The organism is Ureibacillus sp. FSL W7-1570 (assembly GCF_038593265.1).
In the GTDB taxonomy this organism is placed as follows: Bacteria; Bacillota; Bacilli; order Bacillales_A; family Planococcaceae; genus Ureibacillus; species Ureibacillus suwonensis.
Map to the genome: position 1 here is coordinate 1 of NZ_CP151979.1, position 24,227 is coordinate 24,227.

Annotated in this window: 20 protein-coding genes; 16 read left to right on the top strand and 4 right to left on the bottom strand. The window is 41.4% G+C overall.

Features of this window, described 5'->3' with window-relative positions:
* Window positions 1-159 precede the first annotated feature (159 nt).
* A complete protein-coding gene (gene tnpA / locus NST13_RS00005) occupies window positions 160-645 on the top strand; it encodes an IS200/IS605 family transposase (protein ID WP_340433309.1) in 486 nt (161 codons plus the stop codon).
* A gap of 130 nt (window positions 646-775) precedes the next feature.
* Here the strand turns inward: tnpA and def are convergent, their stop codons facing one another.
* Entirely contained in the window at window positions 776-1,342 is a 567-nt protein-coding gene (gene def / locus NST13_RS00010) for a peptide deformylase (protein ID WP_342581081.1), read from the bottom strand.
* Between the two features lie 381 nt (window positions 1,343-1,723).
* Here def and pdhA point away from each other — a divergent pair, with 381 nt between their 5' ends.
* From pdhA to lpdA, 4 genes are read left to right on the top strand one after another with little or no spacing between them, the layout of a single operon-like run.
* Window positions 1,724-2,827 carry a pyruvate dehydrogenase (acetyl-transferring) E1 component subunit alpha gene (gene pdhA / locus NST13_RS00015; protein WP_342581082.1) on the top strand — a complete coding sequence of 368 codons (1,104 nt, stop codon included), beginning with the start codon at window positions 1,724-1,726 and terminating at the stop codon, window positions 2,825-2,827.
* 3 nt (window positions 2,828-2,830) lie between these two features.
* Window positions 2,831-3,808 (top strand): alpha-ketoacid dehydrogenase subunit beta, encoded by a 978-nt coding sequence (locus NST13_RS00020; RefSeq protein WP_342470032.1) that lies wholly within the window; start codon window positions 2,831-2,833, stop codon window positions 3,806-3,808.
* 20 nt (window positions 3,809-3,828) lie between these two features.
* Complete coding sequence (locus NST13_RS00025) at window positions 3,829-5,127, top strand: dihydrolipoamide acetyltransferase family protein (protein WP_342470031.1); 1,299 nt, start codon at window positions 3,829-3,831, stop codon at window positions 5,125-5,127.
* 3 nt (window positions 5,128-5,130) lie between these two features.
* Window positions 5,131-6,543 (top strand): dihydrolipoyl dehydrogenase, encoded by a 1,413-nt coding sequence (gene lpdA, locus NST13_RS00030; RefSeq protein ID WP_342470030.1) that lies wholly within the window; start codon window positions 5,131-5,133, stop codon window positions 6,541-6,543.
* 156 nt (window positions 6,544-6,699) lie between these two features.
* On the opposite strand, the gene NST13_RS00035 is transcribed toward lpdA, so the two are convergent.
* Window positions 6,700-8,322, bottom strand: coding sequence for a PucR family transcriptional regulator ligand-binding domain-containing protein (locus NST13_RS00035; protein ID WP_342581083.1), 1,623 nt, complete (start codon window positions 8,320-8,322; stop codon window positions 6,700-6,702).
* A 31-nt stretch (window positions 8,323-8,353) separates the two neighbouring features.
* The gene (eutB, locus tag NST13_RS00040) at window positions 8,354-9,361 is read right to left on the bottom strand and encodes a hydroxyectoine utilization dehydratase EutB (protein WP_342581084.1); all 1,008 of its coding nucleotides are present in this window, start codon (window positions 9,359-9,361) and stop codon (window positions 8,354-8,356) included.
* A gap of 234 nt (window positions 9,362-9,595) precedes the next feature.
* Between eutB and NST13_RS00045 the strand changes: the two genes are divergently transcribed.
* The 10 genes from NST13_RS00045 (at window position 9,596) to ehuA (ending at window position 20,006) form a co-directional block, all read left to right on the top strand.
* Window positions 9,596-10,783: a M24 family metallopeptidase gene (locus NST13_RS00045; RefSeq protein ID WP_342581085.1), complete on the top strand. Its 1,188-nt coding sequence runs from the start codon at window positions 9,596-9,598 to the stop codon at window positions 10,781-10,783.
* Between the two features lie 12 nt (window positions 10,784-10,795).
* A complete protein-coding gene (locus tag NST13_RS00050; protein ID WP_342581086.1) occupies window positions 10,796-11,773 on the top strand; it encodes a cyclodeaminase in 978 nt (325 codons plus the stop codon).
* Window positions 11,774-11,793: 20 nt separating this feature from the next.
* Window positions 11,794-13,002: a cystathionine gamma-synthase family protein gene (locus NST13_RS00055; RefSeq protein ID WP_342581087.1), complete on the top strand. Its 1,209-nt coding sequence runs from the start codon at window positions 11,794-11,796 to the stop codon at window positions 13,000-13,002.
* Window positions 13,003-13,015: 13 nt separating this feature from the next.
* Window positions 13,016-14,254, top strand: coding sequence for an amidohydrolase (locus NST13_RS00060; RefSeq protein WP_342581088.1), 1,239 nt, complete (start codon window positions 13,016-13,018; stop codon window positions 14,252-14,254).
* Between the two features lie 20 nt (window positions 14,255-14,274).
* Window positions 14,275-15,315: a homoserine dehydrogenase gene (locus NST13_RS00065; RefSeq protein ID WP_342581089.1), complete on the top strand. Its 1,041-nt coding sequence runs from the start codon at window positions 14,275-14,277 to the stop codon at window positions 15,313-15,315.
* A 16-nt stretch (window positions 15,316-15,331) separates the two neighbouring features.
* Window positions 15,332-16,777, top strand: a complete 1,446-nt coding sequence (locus NST13_RS00070; protein ID WP_342470022.1) for an aldehyde dehydrogenase family protein — start codon at window positions 15,332-15,334, stop codon at window positions 16,775-16,777.
* A gap of 23 nt (window positions 16,778-16,800) precedes the next feature.
* Window positions 16,801-17,694, top strand: coding sequence for an ectoine/hydroxyectoine ABC transporter substrate-binding protein EhuB (ehuB, locus tag NST13_RS00075; RefSeq protein WP_342581090.1), 894 nt, complete (start codon window positions 16,801-16,803; stop codon window positions 17,692-17,694).
* 83 nt (window positions 17,695-17,777) lie between these two features.
* Window positions 17,778-18,446: an amino acid ABC transporter permease gene (locus NST13_RS00080; RefSeq protein ID WP_342470020.1), complete on the top strand. Its 669-nt coding sequence runs from the start codon at window positions 17,778-17,780 to the stop codon at window positions 18,444-18,446.
* Window positions 18,446-19,195 (top strand): ectoine/hydroxyectoine ABC transporter permease subunit EhuD, encoded by a 750-nt coding sequence (gene ehuD, locus NST13_RS00085; RefSeq protein ID WP_342470019.1) that lies wholly within the window; start codon window positions 18,446-18,448, stop codon window positions 19,193-19,195. Before NST13_RS00080 ends, ehuD begins: the two co-directional genes overlap by 1 nt.
* Complete coding sequence (gene ehuA, locus NST13_RS00090) at window positions 19,188-20,006, top strand: ectoine/hydroxyectoine ABC transporter ATP-binding protein EhuA (protein WP_342581091.1); 819 nt, start codon at window positions 19,188-19,190, stop codon at window positions 20,004-20,006. Before ehuD ends, ehuA begins: the two co-directional genes overlap by 8 nt.
* A 175-nt stretch (window positions 20,007-20,181) precedes the next feature.
* Here the strand turns inward: ehuA and NST13_RS00095 are convergent, their stop codons facing one another.
* Window positions 20,182-21,036: a TetR/AcrR family transcriptional regulator gene (locus NST13_RS00095; protein WP_342581092.1), complete on the bottom strand. Its 855-nt coding sequence runs from the start codon at window positions 21,034-21,036 to the stop codon at window positions 20,182-20,184.
* Between the two features lie 106 nt (window positions 21,037-21,142).
* Here NST13_RS00095 and NST13_RS00100 point away from each other — a divergent pair, with 106 nt between their 5' ends.
* Complete coding sequence (locus tag NST13_RS00100; protein ID WP_342581093.1) at window positions 21,143-24,220, top strand: efflux RND transporter permease subunit; 3,078 nt, start codon at window positions 21,143-21,145, stop codon at window positions 24,218-24,220.
* The last annotated feature ends 7 nt before the right edge of the window (window positions 24,221-24,227 follow it).

The following is a 24,227-nucleotide window of genomic DNA, read 5'->3' on the forward strand; positions in this document are numbered from 1 at the left end:
AATTTTTTACAAAAAATTTTTTTTGCAGCTCGTTCACTTTATTAGTTATGTCCCAGCCTCTCCGTATAGCTTATAGCGAGGTATTAAAAAAGATCCCACTTGATGCTAAAATAAATTTTGGTTCGCCAACCAAATTTTGGTATCAAGGAGGGACCTATTATGTCTTCTGACATAAATAGTTTAGCACATACTAAATGGAATTGTAAGTATCACATTGTATTTGCGCCAAAATATAGAAGACAGATAATCTATGGAAAGATAAAGAAAGATATAGGACAAATATTAAGACAACTATGTGAAAGAAAAGGTGTAGAAATTATTGAAGCTACCGCATGTAAAGACCACATACATATGTTGGTTAGTATTCCACCGAAATTAAGTGTTTCATCATTCGTGGGATATTTAAAAGGAAAAAGTAGTTTAATGATATTCGATCGACATGCCCATTTAAAATATCGATATGGAAACAGAAAATTTTGGTGTAGAGGATTTTATGTGGATACGGTAGGCAGAAATAAAAAGGTAATAGAAGAATATATTCGAAATCAAATACAAGATGATATCATTGCGGATCAACTCAGTATGGAAGAATTTATTGATCCATTTACAGGTGAAGAGATAAAAAGAAAATCGAGGAAAAAATAAAAGAGACCCTTTAAGGGTCAGCTGGAAAAGTAGTGCGGTTGGCGAACCATTCGATGCCCCTTTAGGGGTTGGCCAGTAATAAAGGCTTCTAGCCGCAGAACAAACCACCCGTTCACACGGGTGGTTTTGATTATTCCTCTTCTTCCGCTTCCAATGGCAAGGCGTTCGGGATTGGGGCAAATGGATCTTCTTTGTTGATGTGATCATAAAACATCACGCCATTTAAATGGTCCAATTCATGTTGGAAACAAATGGCCGGTAGACCTTGCAGGCGCAATTTTTTCTCTTCCCCATCCAATGTGTAAAATTTTACGGTAATCCGTGCGTAGCGAGGGACATAGCCAGGGACGCTGCGGTCAACAGATAAACATCCTTCTCCCTGAGGCAAATAAGTTTTTTCGGCGGAATGGCTGACAATTTTCGGATTTACTGCGATAAAGCTCAAAGGTTCTCCGTTTTCTTGTTCTATATGAATGGCAAAGATTCTTTTTAAGAAATTGATTTGGTTTCCGGCAAGACCAATTCCGGAGCGAAGGCCATATTTTTCAGCCAATTCCGGGTTTTGGCTGTTTTTTAAAAACTGCAGCATGTCTTCTGCTGTTTTGCGTTCTTCATCACTTAACGGGAATTTCACTTCTTCCGCTCTTGTTCTTAAGGCAGGATGCCCTTCACGGACAATGTCTTTCATTAAAATCATCTTTTACTCCCTTTCAATTTCTCTATCAAAAATTAAAGTTCTTCAGTATAAAAATATCATATGTCATTTTCTTTTTCTAATAAATGGACCAATGAATATTATATGCCTTTCATAGGCGATAATGAATTCGTGAATGAAAAAAGTTTTTTGAACATAACATGTTAATTTTGTCTAATTTTTTAAACTGTTATAATACAATACATTTTTGTATTACAACAGAGAGGGAAATCCTTTTAGTATAGCAAACTAGAAAAATTGTGACCTAAAAAGAAAAAACAATAATTGACCGATTGTGTATTGGTAATATATACTGTAATTAATTGCAGGTTGTATCAGTTTTTTGGGTCGCGAAAACTAATACAGTTAAAGGAGAGGTGTTCTATGAGTGAGAAAATTTTTGATCCAAAGGGCGTATTACAAGATGTGGAAAGTAAATTTGAAATGTTTCAAATTCTGAATGAAAACGGAGAAATCGTGAACGAAGAATATGATCCGAAATTATCAGATGAAGATTTAGTAGAATTGATGACTCGCATGGTTTATACAAGAATTTTAGACCAGCGATCCATTTCCCTGAATAGACAAGGACGGCTCGGTTTCTATGCACCTACTGCAGGACAGGAAGCTTCCCAAATCGCTTCCCATTACGCATTGGAAAAAGATGACTGGATTTTGCCTGGTTATAGGGACGTGCCACAAATCGTATGGCATGGTTTGCCGTTATGGAAAGCATTTTTGTTCAGCCGCGGCCATTTTATCGGAAACCAAATACCGGAAGGGTTGAATATTGTACCTCCTCAAATCATTATCGGTGCCCAATATATCCAAACAGCCGGTGTGGCGTTGGGAATTAAGAAGCGCGGAGGAAAAAATGTGGCGGTGACGTATACAGGCGATGGCGGATCATCACAGGGCGACTTCTATGAAGGCATCAACTTTGCAGGCGCCTTCAAAGCGCCGGCGATCTTCTTTATTCAAAACAACCAATATGCCATCTCCACTCCGCGGGAAATCCAGACAGCAGCAAAAACGCTTGCACAAAAAGGAATCGCGGCAGGTATCCCTTGTGTGCAAGTGGATGGAATGGATCCGCTTGCGGTTTATGTGGCGACGAAAGATGCCCGCAATCGCGCGGTGGCTGGGGAAGGACCAACGTTGATTGAAACGGTTTGCTACCGTTATGGTCCTCATACAATGTCCGGTGATGATCCAACGCGCTACCGCACAGCCGAAATTGATGATGAATGGGCGAAAAAAGACCCGATTGTGCGCTTCCGCAAATATTTGGAAAGCAAAGGGCTCTGGTCTGAAGAGAAAGAAACAGAAGTGATTGAAAAGGCGAAAAATGACATAAAAGAAGCGATCAAAAAAGCGGATGAAGCTCCTAAACAAAAAGTGACGGATTTAATTTCCATCATGCATGAAGAACTTCCATCCCATCTAAAAGAGCAATATGAGATTTATAAAGCAAAGGAGTTGAAATAACCTATGGCACAAATGACAATGATTCAGGCGATTACGGATGCGTTAAGAACGGAATTGAGAAATGATGAAAATGTGTTGGTGTTCGGGGAAGACGTCGGCGTCAACGGCGGGGTGTTCCGGGCAACGGAAGGTTTGCAAAAAGAATTTGGCGTGGACCGGGTATTTGATACTCCTCTTGCTGAATCAGGAATTGGAGGGCTAGCGATCGGACTTGCTTTGCAGGGATTCCGTCCGGTTCCGGAAATCCAGTTCTTCGGTTTCGTCTATGAAGTGATGGATTCCATCAGCGGTCAAATGGCCCGTTATCGTTACCGTACTGGCGGAACATTTAATATGCCAATCACCATTCGTTCGCCATTTGGAGGCGGTGTGCAAACTCCTGAAATGCACTCTGATAGTTTGGAAGGATTGATGGCGCAACAACCGGGATTAAAAGTGGTCATTCCTTCAACTCCTTACGATGCCAAAGGATTGTTGATTTCCGCCATTCGCGATAATGATCCGGTGATTTTCCTGGAACATCTGAAATTATATCGTTCCTTCCGTCAAGAAGTGCCGGAAGAAGAATATACAATTCCGATCGGCAAAGCGGACGTAAAACGTGAAGGAAAAGATTTATCCATTTTTGCGTATGGACTCATGGTGCATGAAAGTTTGAAAGCGGCGGAAGAATTGGAGAAAGAAGGATACTCCGTGGAAGTGGTGGACCTTCGTACAGTGCAGCCGCTTGATGTTGAAACAATCGTGGCTTCCGTTGAAAAAACGAACCGGGCGATTGTTGTCCAAGAAGCGCAAAAACAGGCGGGGATCGCGGCAAATGTCGTAGCGGAAATTATGGAGAGAGCTGTGTTAAGTCTGGAAGCACCGGTGCTTCGGGTGGCGGCTCCGGATACGGTTTATCCATTCCCGCAAGCGGAGAATGTTTGGTTGCCGAATTATAAAGACATAATCGAAACAGCGAAAAAAGTATTGACATTCTAGTGGGAGAAAGGGTGAATGGTATGGCGTTTGAATTTCGTATGCCTGATATCGGCGAAGGAATTCACGAAGGTGAAATCGTGAAATGGTTTGTAAAACCTGGGGATGAAGTGAAAGAGGACGACATTTTATGTGAAATCCAAAATGATAAAGCGGTTGTGGAAATTCCTTCCCCGGTGGACGGAAAAGTTGAAGAAATTTTAGTGGAAGAAGGAACTGTCGCGGTTGTTGGTGATGTGCTCATCCGTTTTGATGCACCAGGATATGAAAATATGCAATTTAAAGGCGACGTGCATGCGGAAGAGGAGACGAAAGAGCAGGTGCAAGCAACTGCGGAAGATGGAAAAGTGGAAGATGCGAAAGAACAAGTAGCATCACAAACGGCTAAAGAAGAAGTGGCTACACGCGTCATTGCGATGCCTTCAGTCCGCAAATTTGCAAGGGAGCAGGGAGTCGACATTCGCCAAGTCCAAGGAACAGGCAAAAACGGCCGTATTTTGAAAGAAGACGTTATCCGATTTATCGAAGGCGGCCAAAAAGTTCAGGAAGCTCCGGAAGTTCATGGGGAAAAAGAAGAAGTGCCGGCAAAAACTCCGCAAGTTCCGGTATTGGAGGGCGAATTCCCGGAAACTAGGGAAAAAATTTCAGGAATCCGCAAAGCCATTGCGAAAGCGATGGTACATTCCAAACAAACAGCTCCTCATGTGACACTGATGGACGAAGTGGATGTTTCAAAATTGGTGGCACACCGCAAAAAATTCAAAGACATCGCAGCGGAAAAAGGAATCAAGCTGACGTATCTGCCTTACGTGGTCAAAGCGTTGGTGGCGGTGCTGAAAGAATTTCCGGAATTCAACCGTTCCTTCGACGATGCGACGGAAGAAATTATCCAAAAACATTACTATAATATAGGAATCGCTGCAGATACTGAACGAGGGCTTCTTGTACCAGTGATCAAACACGCCGACAGAAAATCCATTTTTGCCCTGGCGTCAGAAATTAATGAATTGGCAACAAAAGCGCGCGAAGGCAAACTGGCTCCGAATGAAATGAAGGGCGGCTCCATGTCCATCACGAATATAGGATCTGCTGGAGGCCAATGGTTTACGCCGGTCATTAATCATCCGGAAATCGCAATTTTGGGGCTTGGAAGAATTTCAGAAAAGCCTATAATAAAAGAAGGTGAAATTATAGCAGCACCTATGTTAGCATTATCTTTGAGCTTTGATCATCGATTGATCGATGGAGCATTGGCTCAAAATGCATTAAATTACTTAAAACGATTAATCAGTGATCCAGAACTTTTATTAATGGAGGCGTAACAGATGGTAGTAGGAGATTTTCCAATTGAAATCGACACACTGGTAGTTGGTGCAGGTCCTGGTGGATATGTTGCAGCGATTCGTGCGGCACAAACTGGACAAAAAGTGACAGTTGTGGAAAAAAATGAAGTGGGCGGCGTTTGCTTAAACGTAGGATGTATCCCTTCAAAAGCGTTAATTTCAGTTGCCCATCGCTATGAGCAGGCGAAACATTCAGAAGATATGGGTGTTATCGTTTCTGATGTCAAACTTGATTTTTCAAAAGTGCAAGCATTCAAAGACAGCGTAGTGAAAAAATTGACTGGCGGGGTAGCCGGCCTATTAAAAGGAAATAATGTGGATGTTATCAAAGGTGAAGCATATTTCGTTGATGCCAATACGGTTCGCGTTGTGAACGGTGATCAAGCTCAAACATACAAATTTAAAAATGCCATCCTTGCGACAGGTTCACGTCCTGTGGAAATCCCAACATTCAAATATTCTGATCGCGTATTGAACTCCACTGGCGCATTGAATCTGAAAGAACTGCCTAAAAAATTGGTGGTTATCGGCGGTGGCTACATCGGTACAGAATTAGGTACTGCTTATGCAAACTTCGGCACAGAAGTAACGATTCTTGAAGGGGCAAGCGACATCTTAGCCGGATTCGAGAAACAAATGACTCAAATCGTGAAAAAAGGTCTGAAGAAAAAAGGCGTGACAATTGAAGTGAACGCTCTTGCCAAAGGTGTGGAAGAAACAGAAAATGGTGTCATCGTCACTTATGAAGTGAACGGCGAAGAGAAAAAAGTGGAAGCGGATTACGTGCTTGTGACAGTAGGACGCAGACCGAATACAGATGAACTTGGTCTTGAACAAATCGGCATCGAGTTTGGCGAAAGAGGCTTAATCAAAGTGGACAAACAATGCCGCACAAATATTCCTAACATTTATGCGATCGGTGATATCGTGCCTGGTCCACAGCTTGCCCACAAAGCTTCTTATGAAGGTAAAGTGGCTGCGGAAGCAATTGCCGGACACAAATCTGTTGTGGATTATTTGGCAATTCCTGCGGTTTGCTTCACAGATCCGGAAATGGCGTCTGTAGGATATTCAGAAGAACAAGCAAAAGCGGAAGGCATCGAAGTGAAAGTGGCAAAATTCCCATTTGCTGCAAACGGCCGTGCTTTAGCATTAAATCAAACAGAAGGATTTGTGAAACTTGTTGCGCGTAAAGAAGATGGCCTTATCATCGGCGGACAAATCGTTGGTACGGGTGCATCCGACATGATTTCAGAAATCTGCTTGGCCATCGAAGGCGGCATGACTGCTGAAGATATCGCGCTTACAATCCATCCACACCCAACATTGGGCGAAATCACAATGGAAACTGCCGAAGTCCTTCTAGGCAATCCTATCCATATCATTTCAAAATAATGTGTAATGAAAGAGGGCGTCTTTTTAGGCGCCCTTTTTTGTTATGACGGAATGGTGATATCGGGAAAGGATAGAGGGGATAAATTTTATTGCCATAGTGGCAAAATTAAAAAGGGGGAAATGAATGGCTTCATTTCCCCCTTTTCGTACAGGCGGTTATTCGGCAACAGCATATGAGTCGTTATTTTCGAAACGAACAGACCACAATTTTAAACAAAGTTGGAGTAAGAAGATATCATCAGGATCGTTTAAAGACCGATTCGTCAAGGCTTCTATTTTTCTTAAACGGTATAATAAAGATTGACGGTGGAGAGATAGCGCCCTGGCGGTTTGACTGACATTGCCCTGATGGTAAATATAGGTCGAAAGGGTATTGATCAAATCCAATCCGTTATTTTTATCGTAAGCGGCAATTGCACCTATCGTTGAGTGCATCAATTCGGTGGACATGGAATTATTGGATAAGGAAATCAATAGGTGGTAAATGCCTGTACTTGCAAAAGTGTTCCTAGTTCCGGGCCCTTTATGATTTCTTCCGATCTCCAGGGCAGTGCGGGCATTTTTATAACCTAAATGAAACATTAAGTTTCCGGTATGGTTTTCCCCAATTCCCCATGAAATGGTTGGCAGTTGATTTTTTTTCACATAACTGTCAATCATATCTAAAAAGTGGTTCACTTCCCGGTCTGCCTCTGAAGATTTGCATTCCAGGAAAATGATGGTCAAGTCCCTTTTGAATGTGTAAATGAGATGCTTATTTAATTTTTTGCTGACATTCTCTAAAATTTCTGAGAAGGTTCTTTTAAAATCTTTCTCCATTTCATGTATGTGCTCTTTTTTATGGACAATATAAAATTCCTTCAATTTTTCCGGAGAACCGACAATACAAATGTAAGGAAGATCCACTTCGAATCCGAATTTTTTCCCTTGGTTAATGAAATCTTCTTTTTTTGTCCAGCTTCCGTTTAAAAGGGTTTTAATATATTCTTTTTTTTCTTTATTTTTGGAAATCATTGACGCCATTTCTTTTTGAATCCATAACGTCAAAATGGTTACGATATTATTTAAAATTAAAGCGGAAATGGGTTTCGCATTTAATTTTCTTGATTTAAAAATAAGAAAGCTTGAAGATTGATCCAATAAAGGGCTGATAGGGACGATTTGCAAAAACTTTCCGTTATCGTACCGGATGATGGCGGGTTGATCGGTGTACGATGTCTCGGAGATTTGTTGTATTGTGTCATTTTCTATTTGTTCCTTGTATTTCAATTCCACTTCCATCTGAAATTCTTTCGATAAAAATGTTAAAACTTCTTCGAGAGGATAGTTATCCAAATAAAGTTTTAAAAGCTCTCTTTGGAGAGTATCCGCTTTATCAATGGATTGTTGTTCCCAACTGTTCAACTGTTCTAAAATGACTTTGAGAATATCCGAAAAGCGCATTTCCCACGGTAGTTCAATAAGAGGGAAATTTACGGATTTGCAGTATTCAATCACTTCTTCCGGGATATATTGGACATGCCCCCCGACTGCTATCGCCATTCCGGCAGCATTCGAGGAGTGAACATCTTTGACATATGTAAGAAATAAGTCGGGATTGTTCCCGCATCCAATGGCGGTTGTTAAAACGAGTTCGTTCTTTTTGATGAAGTCTTCAACGGGAATTTCCATAACGGTAACAGATTCGATTACTTGTGAAGAAATGATATTGTTAGCAGATAATAGTTTTGCGGTTGAAAAAAGTGGAATGGACAACAAATCTCTGATTGTAAATTGCATAAGATTCCCCCTTGATGTTTCGAATAGAAAGTTATAAATATGCTTCTATGGCATTTGCGTGTGCATCCAAATCAACGTTGCATCCTGAAATGATAATGACGTTTTTTGTGTTTTCTTCAAGTGAAATCGCATTGTTTAATATGGCCCCGATACCGATGGCTGCCGCTCCTTCTACGACAATGTTATGTTCCTTGTATAAATAAGCCATGCCTTTTTTGATCGCTTCTTCCTCCACTAAGATGGATTGGTCGACAAATTGTTGAACCATTTTAAATGTATATTGATTCTTTTCCCCAATGCCGCCCAACAGGCTGTCTGCCAGGGTCGGTTCCTCGCGAACGGTCACCGGTTTTCCTCTTTTTAAACTTTCAAACATTGCCGCTCCTTTTTCCATGGATAAACCTATCACTTTTATGTCCGGATTCGTGGTTTTCATCACCAAACCAATACCGGAAAGCAGCCCTCCCCCGGATAAACCTCCAATGACACAATTGACATCCGGCAATTCTTCAAGGATTTCAAGAGCGATGGTTCCTTGGCCTGCAATTACTTCCGGATGATCAAAGGGCGGGATAACCGTCAACCCTTTTTCTTTAACGAGTTCATAACAGCGTTGCTCTGCATCATCCTGTCCATCTCCGTAAATTTCCAACTCTGCGCCCAAACTCTTGATTTTTTCAATTTTCGCCCTTGGAACATGTTTGGATACACAAATCACTGCGCGTATTCCTAATTTTTTGGCTGCCAGTGCTACAGCGAATCCGTGGTTTCCTGTGGAAAATGTCGTCACGCCCCGGGATTTCTGAGCGGGGGACAAGTTGGAAATGGCATTAAAAGCACCGCGCATTTTAAATGAGCGACTTTCATGCAAATGCTCATATTTTAAATAGACTTCAGAGTTCGTTAAATTTGAAAGTTTGGGTGAAAAGATTAAAGGTGTTTTGTTAATATGGGAAGCTAAATTTTTTTTAGCCTGCCAAACATTTTGCAATGTAATTTCCTTACTTTCATTGATTCGTACATTTAATAATTTTGCCATAAATTCGACTGCCCCTTCCCCTATGTTAAGTATTCTAACATATTGTGTAATGGAATCTTACGTATTTCTATTCGGTTTTGAAAAAAATGTATAAAAAAATATCAAAAATCTCAATAGTATAAATTGTCTAAAAATTTCATACAAGTTGACGCATTGTTCTGAAATGTCAGATAACTTACCATTCAATTAACAAATCATTCATCGCAATGAGGATATGGAAGGGAGTTTTGTAGAATGGCGATATTTGACATATCAGAGTATCAAACGCGGTTAAGAAAAACAAAAGAAAGGATGCAGGAAAAAGGGATAGAAGTGCTGGTGGTGACCGATCCGGCCAATATGAATTATTTAACCGGTTATGACGGATGGTCGTTTTATGTGCATCAATGTTTAATTGTACTTCTGGATGATGAAGAGCCATTCTGGATTGGAAGAGGCCAAGATGCAAATGGTGCCAAAGTTACGACCTGGTTGAATGAAAACCACATCATTCCTTACCGGGACCATTATGTTCAATCCACTGAAAGGCATCCAATGGATTTCGTTTGCAACATATTAAAAGAAATTGGAAAGTCGAATGCAACGATTGGTATTGAAATGGATACTTACTATTTTACAGCAAAGTGTTATACGCAATTAAAACTTGGACTCCCACTGGCCACTTTTGTGGATGCGACTTCATTAGTGAATTATGTGCGCATTATCAAATCGGATAAAGAAATTGAATATATGAGGAAGGCCGCAAAGATTGTGGAAAAGGCGATGCAAACCGGCATTGATGCGATTGAAGAAGGCGTTCGCGAATGTGATGTAGTGGCGCAAATCATGCATGCCCAAATCAGCGGAACGGAAGAGTTTGGCGGGGATTACCCGGCGATTATGCCATTACTTCCATCCGGCAAAAAGACATCAACTCCCCATTTGACTTGGACAGATGAAAAATACAAATCCGGAATACCGGTCATTTTGGAATTGGCAGGTTGTTATAATCGATACCATTCTCCATTATCACGGACCGTATTTATCGGAGAACCCGATCCAAAGGTCAAATATTTGGCGGACGTTGTGATCGAAGGATTGAATGCGACACTGGATTTCATTAAACCGGGTGTCACTTGTGAAGAAGTCGAGGAAGTCTGGAGAAAAACGATTGCAAAAAGCGGATTTGAAAAAGAATCCCGTATCGGTTACTCAATGGGATTAAATTATCCTCCTGATTGGGGTGAACACACTGCAAGCTTGCGGCCGGGAGATAAAACCGTACTCGAGCCGAATATGACTTTCCATTGCATTCCGGGAATATGGCTGGATGATTATGGGGTTGAACTGAGTGAATCGTTCAGAGTGACGGAGAATGGAATCGAAGTATTTGCAAACTTCCCAAGAAAATTATTTGTAAAGAATGCTACAAATGTTTATTAAGTGGTGAATGCTATGAAAATATTCCAAGAAGAAGAGATTCGGCAATTGGTCGGATTGAATTTAAAAGCAATTGAAATTGTGGAGGAAGGTTTTGCGGCATTGGCAAGTGGAATGGTCACCCTGCCACCGATTATGCGGGTTGATATTCCGGAAAACAATGGAGAAGTTGATGTAAAAACAGCTTATATAAAAGGTTTGGATTCGTTTGCAATCAAAATATCTTCAGGTTTTTTCAACAATCCGTCGATCGGCCTTCCGAGCCTGAGCGGCATGATGCTCCTGTTCAGCACGAAAACAGGGCTTGCCCAATCCATCTTGCTTGATAATGGCTATTTGACCGATGTAAGAACCGCGGCGGCCGGTGCCATTGCTGCAAAGTATTTGGCGAAACCGGACGTTGAAAGTGTCGGTGTCATAGGTACCGGAACCCAAGCCAGGTACCAGATTGAAGCACTTTCACTAATAAGGCAATTTGAGACGATCTATGTTTATGGTCGCAAAGATGAAGCCGCAAAAAACTATGCTGTTGAAATGGAAGCGAAATTAGGGAAAAAGGTCATTGTCGCCAAAAGCCCGGAAGAAGTGGTCAAAATGAGTGAAATTGTAATCACAACAACTCCTGCCACTTCACCATTGATTAAAGCCGAATGGCTGCATCCGGGTCTTCATATTACGGCGATGGGATCTGATGCCGAGCATAAGCAGGAACTGGATGAAAACATTTTTAGTAAGGCGGATTTGATCGCTTGTGATGTCAAATCTCAATGTTTCCGATTAGGTGAGCTGCATCACGCAAAAGATAAGAGAATCATAGATGAAGAGGCAAACATTATAGAACTGGGAGAAATCATCACAGGTACAAAAACAGGAAGAACCGATCATGGGCAAATAACCGTCTGCGATTTGACAGGCACTGGGGTGCAAGATACAGTCATCGCGCGCTTTGCCTATGAACAGCTGGTAACAGGCAAAAAATCTTTTATTAGATAAAAACATTGGAGGGGTATTTTATGAGTAACAAAAAAGTGAACATGGGTACACAAGCTGTATGGTCAGGAGAAAAAGACGTATTAGTGCATGGAGCCACACAAGTTCCGGTCGTGGTAAGTGTCGCTTACAACTATGATGACATGGACGAATGGTATGATGTTGCGACTGGAAAAAAACCGGGACATATCTACGGAAGAAATACGAACCCGACAGTACAAGCCTTTGAAGAAAAAGTGAGAATCATGGAAGGGGCAGAAGCTGCCACAAGTTTTTCAACAGGAATGGCTGCCATTAGCAACATATTTTATACATTCTTGAGACCAGGTGATCGGATTGTTTCAATCAAAGATACGTATGGCGGTACAAATAAAATTTTTACTGAATTTTTGCCGCAAATGAACATTGAAATCGTATTATGCGAAACCGGCAATCATGAAGAAATGGAAAGAGAAATTGAAAAGGGCTGTAAAATCGTTTATTTGGAATCGCCAACAAATCCGACTGTAAAAATTACGGATATTGAAAGAATAGCGAAAAAAGGAAAAGAAGTCGGTGCGCTTGTTGTGGTGGATAACACATTTGCCACACCAATTAATCAAAAACCGCTTGAACTCGGCGCAGATCTTGTCCTTCATAGTGCAACGAAATTCTTGGGCGGTCATGCGGATGCACTTGGTGGTGTCGTTTGCGGATCGAAGGAATTAATTGAACCAATTTATCATTACCGTGAAATTAATGGTGCCACATTGGATCCTTGGTCAGCTTACTTATTATTGCGCGGTATGAAAACATTGAAACTGCGTATGGAACAGCAAGAGAAAAATGCCTTTGCAATCGCACGTTACCTACAAACTCAGGAACTTGTCGAGGAAGTCTTCTATCCAGGACTGGAAACTCATGTGAATCATGATATTGCGAAGAAGCAGATGAAAGGTTTCGGCGGAATGCTCAGCTTCTCATTAAAAGGCGGCATGGATGCGGTAAAAATTTTACTTCCTGCATTAAAATACGCCAACCGTGCAGCCAATCTGGGAGCTGTTGAAACAACTTACGGTCCTGCAAGAACGACAAGCCATATTGAATGTACACCGGAAGAACGCGCCGCAGTCGGCATTCCGGATGGGCTTGTACGAATTTCGGCGGGTATTGAAGACACGGAAGATTTAATTAACGATTTGGAAAATGCTTTCGCCATTTTAAAAGAGCACATGTTGACAGTCGGAAAATAAGAAGGTGAAACGGATGGAACACAATATCCTTTCCAGGGTTCAACAATTGACGGATGAAATCATTGAATGGAGAAGACATATTCATCGAAATCCGGAACTCAGCTTTAAAGAATATGAGACTTCACAGTTTGTCTATGAAAAGTTGTCAAACATCGATGGTATGAAAGTGGTCAAGGGAGTCGGGGTTGAAACGGCTGTCATCGGCACCCTTTCCAGAGGGGATGGCCCAACCGTCGCCATTCGCGCAGATATGGATGCCCTTCCCATTGTCGAAGCAACTTCCCATTCCTTCCCTTCAAAAAATGTAGGCGTCATGCATGCTTGTGGCCATGACGCCCACACTTCAATCGGTTTGGCGGTAGCGACCATCATAGGTCAAATTTGGAAAGAAACTGACATTCAAGGCACAGTAAAATTCATCTTCCAACCCGCTGAAGAAAATACAGATGAATACGGAAAGACAGGATCCCCTTATTTGATAGAAGCAGGCGCCCTTGATGATGTGGATTGCATTATGGCCCTTCATATGGATCCGGAACATGAAGTGGGAACCGTGTTGATACACGATGGATACAGCATGGCCAATGTGGATGTATTTCAAGGGAAACTCTTTGGAACCGGAGGACATGGAGCATACCCCCATTTAGGAACGGACCCGATTTGGATGCTGGGTCCGGTGCTCCAAGCCATCCATGGAATTGTTGCAAGAAATATATCTCCCCTTGATGCAGCGGTAATCAGTGTGGGAGAGATAAAAGCCGGATCGGCAAGTAATGTCATTCCGAGCGAAGTATATTTGCAGGGCACCCTTCGCAGTTATACGCCATCAGTCCGGAAAGAGTTGGAAACAAGGTTGAAAAATGCTTTTTCGATAGTTGAAGCATTTGGGGGACGGTTCGAATTGAATATTACCCATGGAGAACCGGCTTTATTTAATAATGCTGAGGTCAACAAAATGTTGAAAGAAGTGGTTTCCGAATTGTATCCGGGCATGGAAATAAAGGAAATTCCTTTTGGATTGGGTGGCGAGGATTTTTCCCATATGACGTACAAAGTCCCTGGGTCCATGTTTTTCCTGGGATGTGCCTATCCTGATGGAATCAAGCGGGATCTCCATACACCGATTTTTGATATTGATGAAAGATGTTTACCAATCGGCACAGCGATTTTAACTCAAGCGATACTTAAATATTTACTTGGAAATGCACAACTTCCTCAACAATATGCAAATGAGGAGAAAGCCGTTATATAGGGAAAGGAGGGGATCGATGCATGAAACATCGTATCGCATTATTAGGTTTTGGTGTTGTAGGACAAGGGTTTGCGGAAATTTTGAAAAATAAAAAGCAAGTACTGGAAGAGCAGTTTGGGCTCGATGCGGCCATAGTGGCGGTAAGTGACGTGATGAAAGGTTCTGTTTATCATCCCGATGGACTGTCAATAGAGGATTTACTGGCGGTTGTGAAGGAAACCGGAAAGCTTGATGATTATCCCGAACAAGAAGGGCTGATCCGGGGATTGAACAGTTTTGAAACGATCAAGCAAACAAATGCGGACACAATTGTCGAAGTCACCTTTACGGATGTGAAAACAGGTCAACCGGCTATCGATCATTGTCAATGCGCCTTTGAATATGGAAAAAATGTCATCATGAGCAATAAAGGGCCGGTTGCACTGGCATACGCCCAATTAAAAGAAATGGCGGAGAAAAGGAACGTCCGTTGGGGCTTTGAAGGTTCCGTAATGAGCGGGACACCATCGTTGCGTATGCCCGTCACTTCACTGGCGGGAAATGACATATATGAAATTCAAGGGATATTAAATGGTACGACCAACTATATGTTGACTCGCATGGAAGATGGACTTTCTTATGACGAGGCGTTGAGCGAAGCCCAGAAATTGGGTTATGCGGAAGCCGATCCGACGAGTGATGTGGAAGGGTATGACGCTCTATACAAAATTGTCATTTTAGCAAATGTGGTGATGAATTATCCGTTAAAAGTTCACGAAGTTGAAAGAATGGGAATCTCCCATTTGACAACCGAAGACATTGAACTGGCGCGGCAAAGCAACCGAAAGTGGAAATTGATTGCAAAGCTGAAAAAGGAAAACGGCAGTGTGGTTGCTTCCGTTAAACCTGAAATGATTCCATTAGACCATCCTTTGGCAAATATTTCTGATGCCACAAATGCCATAACGTACCATTGCGATTTATCCGGTCCCGTTACATTAATCGGGGCAGGGGCAGGCAAAACCGAAACGGGTTTTGCGATATTGATCGATTTGATTAATATCCATCGAAAGCAACTTTAACGAGAGGAGTGAGTGAATGGAACAAACGATGTTAAAAAGGAAAATGTATTTGGCTGGTGAATGGGTTTTCCGGGACAAAACGATTGATGTGGAAAATCCCCAAAATGGCGAGATTATCGCCCAAGTGCCGGCCGCGAGCAGGGAAGATGCGATCTTTGCGATAAAAGAAGGGATCAAAGGCGCAGAAATCGCAAGAAATATGCCGACTTATGAAAGGATCTCCATATTAAATAAAGTGGCAAATTGGATTGAAGATCGACAATCCCTTTTTGCTAAAACGATTGCCACTGAAGGCAGTAAAACAATTCGTGAAGCGAAAAAAGAAGTCCTTCGATGCATCCAGACGATCCGCATCAGTGCGGAAGAAGCAAGAAGACTTCATGGAGAAACGATTCTCTTTGATCAGTTGGCAGGAAATGAAAATCGGGTTGGATACTATCAGCGTTTCCCAATCGGGTTAATTGTTGCAATCACTCCATTTAACGATCCTCTGAATCTGGTTGCGCACAAAATAGGTCCAGCTATTGCTGCCGGGAATTCAATCATTGTGAAACCTTCGACACTCACCCCATTAAGTGCGTTGTTATTAGCTGAAGCATTTCATGAAGCGGGATTGCCCAAAAAAGTTTTAACGGTCATAACGGGTCATTCAAGTGACATTGGCGATGAACTGGTGACACATCCAGCAGTGCGGATGATTTCGTTTACCGGCGGATATGAAGCGGGAAAGAGCATTTCATCAAAAGCCGGGATAAAAAAGTTAAGTATGGAACTGGGTTCAAATTCACCTTGCATTGTCCTCCGGGATGCGGATATCCCAGATGCGGTCGAATCGATTGTATCAGGCGCTTTTTGGGCAGCCGGACAAAACTGTTTAGGTGTCCAGCGGGTTTATATTGAGGAAGAAATCTATTCAACTGTTGAAAGATTGCTGGTTGATCGGACCAAACAAATGCGTGTTGGTGATAAGCTTAACGAAATGACCGATATGGGCCCGTTAATCACTGAAAAAGAAGCGATCCGAATAGAAAAACTTGTCCAGCAATCTTTGCGGGAAGGTGCAAAACTTCTTTGTGGCGGCAGAAGAAATGGCGCTTATTATGAACCGACCATCCTTACAAATGTTCATCCGGAAAGCAAAATAGCAAAAGAGGAAATCTTTGGTCCGGTTGTCATTTTGGACAGTATAAGGGATCTGAATGAAGCGATCCAAAAATCGAACAATGTCATGTATGGTCTGCAGGCAGGTATCTTTACAAAAAATCTTGATTTCGCATTCCGCGCGATAAAAGAGATGGAGTTTGGGGGCATTATGGTCAACGATAGCAGCGACTTCAGAATCGATTCCATGCCTTTTGGCGGAATGAAACAATCAGGAATCGGCAGAGAAGGTGTAGCTTTTGCCATTCAGGAAATGACAGAACAAAAAGTTGTATGTTTCAAAATAGGATCAAATTTCTAATCAATTAATTTGGAGGGTTGCGTATGAAAAAATTATTGATCACATTAATCGCAGTATTCATGGTAATTTTGTCGGCATGCAGTGGTTCGGAAAATGAAAAAAATGAAGCGAATGGCGCATCGGATACAGGCAAGCTGGATCAATTAATAGAATCCGGAAAGGTGAGAATCGGCTTTGCGAATGAAGTTCCTTATGCATATGAAGAAAACGGTGAAATCAAAGGGGCAAACGTAGATATTGCCAAAGCGGTATTTAAAGAATTGGGAATTGAAAATTTGGAAGCACAATTATCAGATTTTAGCCAATTGATCCCTGGAGTGCAAGCAGGACAGTTTGACGTAATTACTGCGGGAATGGCCATTAAACCGGACCGTTGTGAACGCGTATTGTTCAGCGAACCTGAAATCAAGTACGGTGAAGGTATCGTTGTAGCGAAAGGCAACCCATATAACATCCACAGTTATAAAGATATTGCTGCAAATCCTGATATAAAAGTCGTTGTGATGGAAGGGACAACGGAAATTGAATTTTTACAAAAAGAGGGGGTAAACCCAAATCAAATCATTACTGCTCCGGATATTCCAGCAACATTTTCCGCCATTCAAGCAGGTCGTGCGGATGTGACAACAGCTACTGAAATGACGCTGAAAATGGCCCTTCAGTCTGCGGCAACGGATAAATTGGAGTTTGTTGATTCCTTTGAACAACCGGATGTGGAAGGAGTACCAAGTTACGGTGCAGCCGCATTCAACTTAAAAGACAAAGAAATTCGGGACGCTTATAACGAAAAATTAAAACAATTAATAGAAGATGGTACAATCGGCAAAATTTTGGAAGAGTATGGATTCAGTTCTGTGAACAATATTGTCAAAGCGGGTGAAATAACAACTGAACAAATATGTGCAGGTCAAAACTAGGTAAACTTATTAGGGACAAGCTTTAATTCCGAAAAGTCTTGTCCCTATTTCGGATTTTCTATTTACAACCTTGGAAGAAGGGGATGATCATTATTAGTGCCATATTCGAAATTACCCCACAACTGTTGAGAGGACTGGGTATCACAATTTCTGTATTGCTTGGTTCGGCAATCATCTCATATATTGTCGCTTTTGCTGCAGGGTTATCAAGAGTTTCGAACAATGTCATATTAAACAAGGTGACAGGAGTCTATGTCGAAGTATTTCGTGGAACTTCACTCATCGTACAATTATTTTGGCTCTATTATGCCATCCCGATGCTTTTTGGTATTCAATTGGGTTCAAACTGGTGGACCGGAGTCATTGCAATCGCTCTGAATTATGGCGCTTATTTATCAGAAGTGGTACGCGGATCCATTTTGGCAGTGGATAAAGGGCAAACGGAAGCGGCTATCGCTTTGAATATGTCCCGTTATCAACGGATGAGGTTCATCATATTACCTCAAGCAGTACGGATGATGCTTCCGGAGTTCGGCAACTACACAATCCAAATGATGAAAGCGACATCGCTCGTCTCATTGATTGGCATGAGGGATATTTTATATTACGGCGATATTATGAGAAATACGAATCTATCTCAAGCTCCATTAATCTACGTAGTAGTGTTATTTATATACTTCATTTTGGCATTGCCTTTGATTTGGTTGACTAAAAAAGGAGAAACGATCGCGAAGAAAGGGGTGGCCGGTTGATGAATGGCAATTTCAGATGGGATACATTCTTTGATGCTTTGCCAATAGTCTTACAAGGATTGGGCGCAACGATCGGTTTGACATTTGCCTGTTTTGGATTTGCCCTTCTTTTCGGTTTTGTATGGATCCTCTTCAGACGGTTTCCGAATAAACCGGTTGTGACAATCGCTGTTTGGGTGATGGAATTTATTCGTTCAACGCCACCTCTGGTTCAATTATATTTTGTTTATTATGCATTGCCCGTGGTACCGGTTATCGGTATAACATTGGAACCTTTTACATGCGCAATTCTGGCCATTGGTATCCATTATAGTACGTATATTGGAGAAATCTACCGTTCAGGTATTGAGAGTGTGGATAAAGGTCAATGGGAAGCGTCGACCGCTTTGAATTTTTCCACTATTGATAAGTGGAGAAAGATCATTTTACCCCAGGCAATTCCGCCAACCATTCCAATGCTGGGGAACTACTTTATCATTATGTTCAAAGAGGTGCCATTAGCGTCAATCATTGGTGTTACCGGAATATTGGCGATGGCGAATTCATATGGCGCTTTGAACTTCGCTTATTTAGAGCCATTGACAATTGCGGGTATCATTTTCTTACTTTTGAGTTACCCATCTTCTATACTGATTAAAAAATTGGAAGTGAAAATGAATACCAAATTCGATAAAAATGCACTTTTGGAAAAGACAAAAAAGAATGGCCTCCCCAACATGAATCTGAAGGAGAGTGATCGTATTGCCTAATGCATTGACAAAAAATATAGAAAAAAATGTACCCATTTCGGCCGAACCAATTGTGAAATATCGTAATGTAACAAAATCCTTTGGAGATCATCATGTGTTAAAAGGGATCGATCTGGAAATTCATCCGGGAGAGAAAATTGCGATCATTGGCCCAAGCGGTTCCGGAAAAACAACGATTATCCGAATGTTGATGACTTTGGAAGAACCCAGTTCCGGCGATATTGTTGTAAACGGAAAAAATTTATGGAAGATGGAGAAAAAAGGGCAACTGGTAAAGGCAAATGAAAAACATTTAAGAGAAGTGCGCGGAGATATCGGTATGGTATTTCAGCATTTCAACCTTTTCCCCCATATGACAATTTTGGAGAATTGTATGGCGGCACCAATCCATGTAAAGAAGGAAAACAAAGATGAAGTGAGGGAACGTTCGATAAAAATGTTGGAAAGAGTGGGATTAGGGGATAAATTGAATTTTTATCCATCCCAGCTTTCCGGCGGACAGAAACAGCGTGTCGCGATGGCCCGGGCTTTGGTGATGAGGCCGAAAATCATGCTTTTTGACGAAGTGACTTCCGCCCTGGACCCGGAATTAGTAGGGGAAGTGCTGGAAGTGATTCGGGATATTGCCCAAAATGATGATATGGCGATGGTTTTGGTAACCCATGAAATGGAATTTGCCTTGGAAATTGCCGATAGAGTCCTTTTCCTTGACCAAGGGGTTATTGTTGAACAAGGAACGGCATATGAGGTATTGGTGGTTTCGAAAAATGAACGTGTTCAATCATTCTTGAAACGATTTAGAAAAGCATAGGTGACAAAGGGCGAAATAGTATGAATTTGATAAAAAAATGGAGCGGCTGGGATAGAAGCCCTCTCCAGATAAGGAAAAAAGAGAATTTTGGTGAATACCAATTCTCTTTTTTTTGTGTGTATCAAATATTGAATTAACCCGGCTTTTATAAAATGTTCCTTTTTTTATCACTTTTTTATGAAACCGATTGCAGATCCGAAACGTATTGTCTTACGAGGAACACAACCATTGAAAAATCTTCATTTTTTTGCAAATTGGAAGCTAATCCGGATAAAATGGCCAATCTCGGTTTTTCTTTCATCAATTCTTCCATCAAAAGATGGATCGATTCATCGATTAAAGGCGTTTTCTTATATTGGCCTTCCAATTGTCGAAGCAAATATAAAATATGTTCTTTTGAAACCATTTCGCTGAAAGAGGAAGCGCTTTTTGTATTCCACAGCTTTTCTGTAACGAAATGAAGGGTGCTATGTTCGGCGATAATATTCACTTTTTCAGCCAGGCTATTTGCAAGCTGTTCAAAATTATATTTTCGTGGATGGGTTGTAATAAATTCCGTATAACTGATCAATAATCCACGAACAACTAATAATAAATCATACTTAAAATGTTCAACTTTTTCACCATAAGTTTGGTGTATAATCGTGAGAAGAGCTTCATTATGAACCGTATTAAATTCTTTTATTTTCTGGATGACTTCATTGTTCATCGGCTGGAAATTTTCCCGCATGCACATGGAAATAAAGGAATAATGTTCTTCCAATAATCTGAAATTGTAGTAAAAGAACTTCGGCAATTTCTCATTGACCGGGATGCTGTCATCCAAAATTTCGTTTTGTACGGCGATAAATTTTTTTATAAAGTAATCGGTAATTTCCACGAGCAAATCATCTTTCGATTTGAAGCTGAGATAAAAGGCGCCTTTGGAAATTCCGCATGCATTGGTTATATCTTGTATGGAAGTGGATTCTACTCCGTTTTTCGAAAAAAGTTCTATTGCTTTTTCCATGATCATCAATTTTTTTGACACAAAATCTCCTCCGGGTATCTAAGTAAATCAATTACATTGACAGTGACTGCTTAGTCAATTATTATATTGAAATGTGACCGATTAGTCAAAAAAGGTGGGTTCAATTTTGAATGGATTAGTGAATTTCGTCATAAAAAATAAACTAGCTGTATGGTTATTAGCCATTATTTTAATGGTGACGGGAATTTATTCCACTTCCCGAATGAACAAAGAAACAATTCCTGATATTTCCATTCCCTATATTACTGTAATGACAGTATATCCAGGTGCTACTCCTGAACAATCGATGAATGATATTTCCATTCCTCTGGAAAAAGCGGTACAAAACCTGAGAAATGTTGTAGGTGTTTATTCAACATCATATTCGAATATGTCCAGCGTACAAATCGAATATGAATATGGAACAGACATGCTGGATGCGGAACGGGAATTGCGTTCGGTCATTGATGGCTTGGAGTTTCCGGATACGGCACAGGATCCTACAATTGCCCGTATCACGGTCAACACTTTCCCGATTTTGGCATTAAGCGTGTCAAGTGACACTGAAGATATTGCAGAGTTGACTGCTACAGTCGAAGATGTCATTGTACCAAAATTGGAAGGTATTGATGGCGTTTCTTCCGTTTCGATTTCAGGCCAACATGTGAATAAAGTGGAAATTGAATACGACCAAGTAAAGATGGCTTCTCTGGGCGTGACGGAAGACGATGTAAAACAAATGATTCAAGCAAGCGACTTGAAGGCGCCGCTTGGTTTGTATCCATTTAAAGAAAAAGAACAATCCATCGTCATTGATGGAAAATTTACGACCGTCGACGAGTTGAAAAACTTGTTGATCCCGGTTACACCAACAGCACAAAATCCGACACCTTTTGTGACTTTGGGTGATATTGCAAAAGTAAAATTAGTAGGAGAAGTCGAATCGGTTTCACGTACGAACGGAAAAGAAGCGATCGGCATCCAAATTGTAAAAGGTCAGGATGCTAACACGGTTGAAGTCGTAAATGAAGCCAAAGACATTATCAAAGAATTGGAAGCGAAAAATGATGGGTTGCACATCGATGTGACGCTTGACCAAGGGGAACCGATCGAAGAATCCGTTTCTACGATGTTAGGAAAAGCGTTATACGGTGCAGGATTTGCGATTATCATTATCTTGCTGTTCTTGCGTGATATCAAATCAACAATCATATCCATCATTTCCATTCCGTTGTCTTTGTTGATTGCCTTTACCATCTTGCATCAAATGGACATTACATTGAACATTATGACCCTTGGCGCGATGACGGTTGCGATTGGACGGGTAATCGACGATTCGATTGTAGTGGTTGAAAATATTTACAGACGATTGCATTTGAAAGATGAAAAATTAAAAGGACGAGCATTGATCCGTTCAGCAACGATCGAAATGTTCAAACCGATATTGGCCTCCACCCTTGTTACAATCGCCGTGTTTGCGCCGCTTGTATTAGTCGGAGGCATGGTTGGAGAACTGTTCACTCCATTCGCCTTTACGATGGCTTTCGCCTTGCTTGCTTCATTGCTGGTGGCCATCACGGTGGTTCCATCACTGTCCCATACGCTGTTTAAAAAGCGTTTATATGGCGGTAAAAAAGGCGGAAAAGTAAAACATGAAAAACCGGGCGCATTGGCTTTATGGTATAAAAAAGTGTTGCGCTGGTCATTGAATCATAAAGTCGTTTCATCCCTAATTGCGATTGCATTATTGGTGGGAAGCTTATTCTTGATTCCGGTGGTAGGATTCAGTTTCCTTTCCGCTGATCAGGAAAAAGTGATGTATCTCACTTACACTCCTGAGCCGGGTGAGTCTGAGGAAAAAACGTTGGAAAATGTCCAAGTCGTTGAAGATAAATTATTGGCCCGGGATGATGTGGATATCGTTCAAGTTTCCATCGGTGGCAGCGGTAATGCGATGATGGGCATGATGGGCACTGACGGAGCATTAATGTATGTCATTTTCGATGATGATACAAAGAATTTTGATGATGTCCAAGATGAAATCACAAACTACATTGAAGGTTTGGATCAATCAGGCAAATGGATCAATCAAAACTTCAGCATGTCCATGTCCAATAATGAACTCAGCTATACCGTTTATGGAGATGACATGGATAAAATTGAAAAAACGGTAGCAGACATCGAGAATATCATGAAAGAATCCGGAAATTTGAAAGATGTGGATACATCCCTTTCCGAACGATTTGATGAATTCACATTAAGAGTGAACCAGCAAACATTGCTGCAATATGGTTTAACAGCAGGACAGCTGGCCATGATGTTAAATCCGAACAAACAGGATGAAGTGTTGACGACGTTGAAAAAAGACGGCACGGACATCGATGTCATTGTGAAACGGAATGTCAATTTGGCGACATCCTTCGAAGATTTGTTGAATCAACCTGTCCCAACCGCTACGGGAGCGGCTGTACAGTTGAAAGACATTGTGCAAGTGGAAGAAGGAACAGTATCCAACACAATTTCCCGCAGTAAAGGACAGTTGTATGCAAGTGTTTCCGGTACTGTGACAAGCAAAGACGTGACAAAAGCTTCAAAAGAAGTGGATGAAAAAATCGATAAACTTGAATTGCCTAAAGGCGTTGAAATCGGCGTTTCCGGCGTTACAGCGGATATGGAAGAAGCCTTTACCCAATTAGGTTTTGCCATGATTGTCGCGATAGGAATCGTGTACTTCATTCTGGTGGTAACATTTGGTGAAGGTTTGGCGCCATTTGCCATCCTCTTCTCATTGCCGTTTACGGTCATCGGTTCATTGGTGGGACTTTGGATTGCAGGAGAAACCATTTCCGTATCGGTTATGATGGGTATGCTCATGCTGATCGGTATTGTTGTTACAAATGCCGTTGTATTGGTGGACCGAATCATCAACATGGAACGTACGGGTATGCCAATGCGTGAAGCGATCCTGGAAGCGGGAGCCACTCGTTTGCGTCCAATCTTAATGACCGCGATTGCCACAATCGGTGCGTTAATACCGCTTGCAATCGGTGCGGAAGGAAGCGGAATGATTTCAAGGGACTTAGGTATTTGTGTAATCGGCGGTTTATTCAGTTCAACGATGTTAACGTTGATCGTCGTGCCGATCGTGTATGAAATCTTGTCAAAAATGTTGAGAAAAAACCGTACAGAAATTGAAGAAGATTAATTTGCAA

Bases quoted from the DNA above. Each gene is read 5' to 3' on its own strand.
- def (WP_342581081.1), bottom strand. From the start codon at position 1,342: ATGATTTTAATGAAAGACATTGTCCGTGAAGGGCATCCTGCCTTAAGA.
- NST13_RS00025 (WP_342470031.1), top strand. From the start codon at position 3,829: ATGGCGTTTGAATTTCGTATGCCTGATATCGGCGAAGGAATTCACGAA.
- NST13_RS00050 (WP_342581086.1), top strand. From the start codon at position 10,796: ATGAAAATATTCCAAGAAGAAGAGATTCGGCAATTGGTCGGATTGAAT.
- lpdA (WP_342470030.1), top strand. From the start codon at position 5,131: ATGGTAGTAGGAGATTTTCCAATTGAAATCGACACACTGGTAGTTGGT.
- NST13_RS00020 (WP_342470032.1), top strand. From the start codon at position 2,831: ATGGCACAAATGACAATGATTCAGGCGATTACGGATGCGTTAAGAACG.
- NST13_RS00035 (WP_342581083.1), bottom strand. From the start codon at position 8,322: ATGCAATTTACAATCAGAGATTTGTTGTCCATTCCACTTTTTTCAACC.
- eutB (WP_342581084.1), bottom strand. From the start codon at position 9,361: ATGGCAAAATTATTAAATGTACGAATCAATGAAAGTAAGGAAATTACA.
- NST13_RS00055 (WP_342581087.1), top strand. From the start codon at position 11,794: ATGAGTAACAAAAAAGTGAACATGGGTACACAAGCTGTATGGTCAGGA.
- NST13_RS00065 (WP_342581089.1), top strand. From the start codon at position 14,275: ATGAAACATCGTATCGCATTATTAGGTTTTGGTGTTGTAGGACAAGGG.
- NST13_RS00045 (WP_342581085.1), top strand. From the start codon at position 9,596: ATGGCGATATTTGACATATCAGAGTATCAAACGCGGTTAAGAAAAACA.
- NST13_RS00060 (WP_342581088.1), top strand. From the start codon at position 13,016: ATGGAACACAATATCCTTTCCAGGGTTCAACAATTGACGGATGAAATC.
- tnpA (WP_340433309.1), top strand. From the start codon at position 160: ATGTCTTCTGACATAAATAGTTTAGCACATACTAAATGGAATTGTAAG.
- NST13_RS00070 (WP_342470022.1), top strand. From the start codon at position 15,332: ATGGAACAAACGATGTTAAAAAGGAAAATGTATTTGGCTGGTGAATGG.
- pdhA (WP_342581082.1), top strand. From the start codon at position 1,724: ATGAGTGAGAAAATTTTTGATCCAAAGGGCGTATTACAAGATGTGGAA.
- ehuD (WP_342470019.1), top strand. From the start codon at position 18,446: ATGAATGGCAATTTCAGATGGGATACATTCTTTGATGCTTTGCCAATA.
- NST13_RS00080 (WP_342470020.1), top strand. From the start codon at position 17,778: ATGATCATTATTAGTGCCATATTCGAAATTACCCCACAACTGTTGAGA.
- ehuB (WP_342581090.1), top strand. From the start codon at position 16,801: ATGAAAAAATTATTGATCACATTAATCGCAGTATTCATGGTAATTTTG.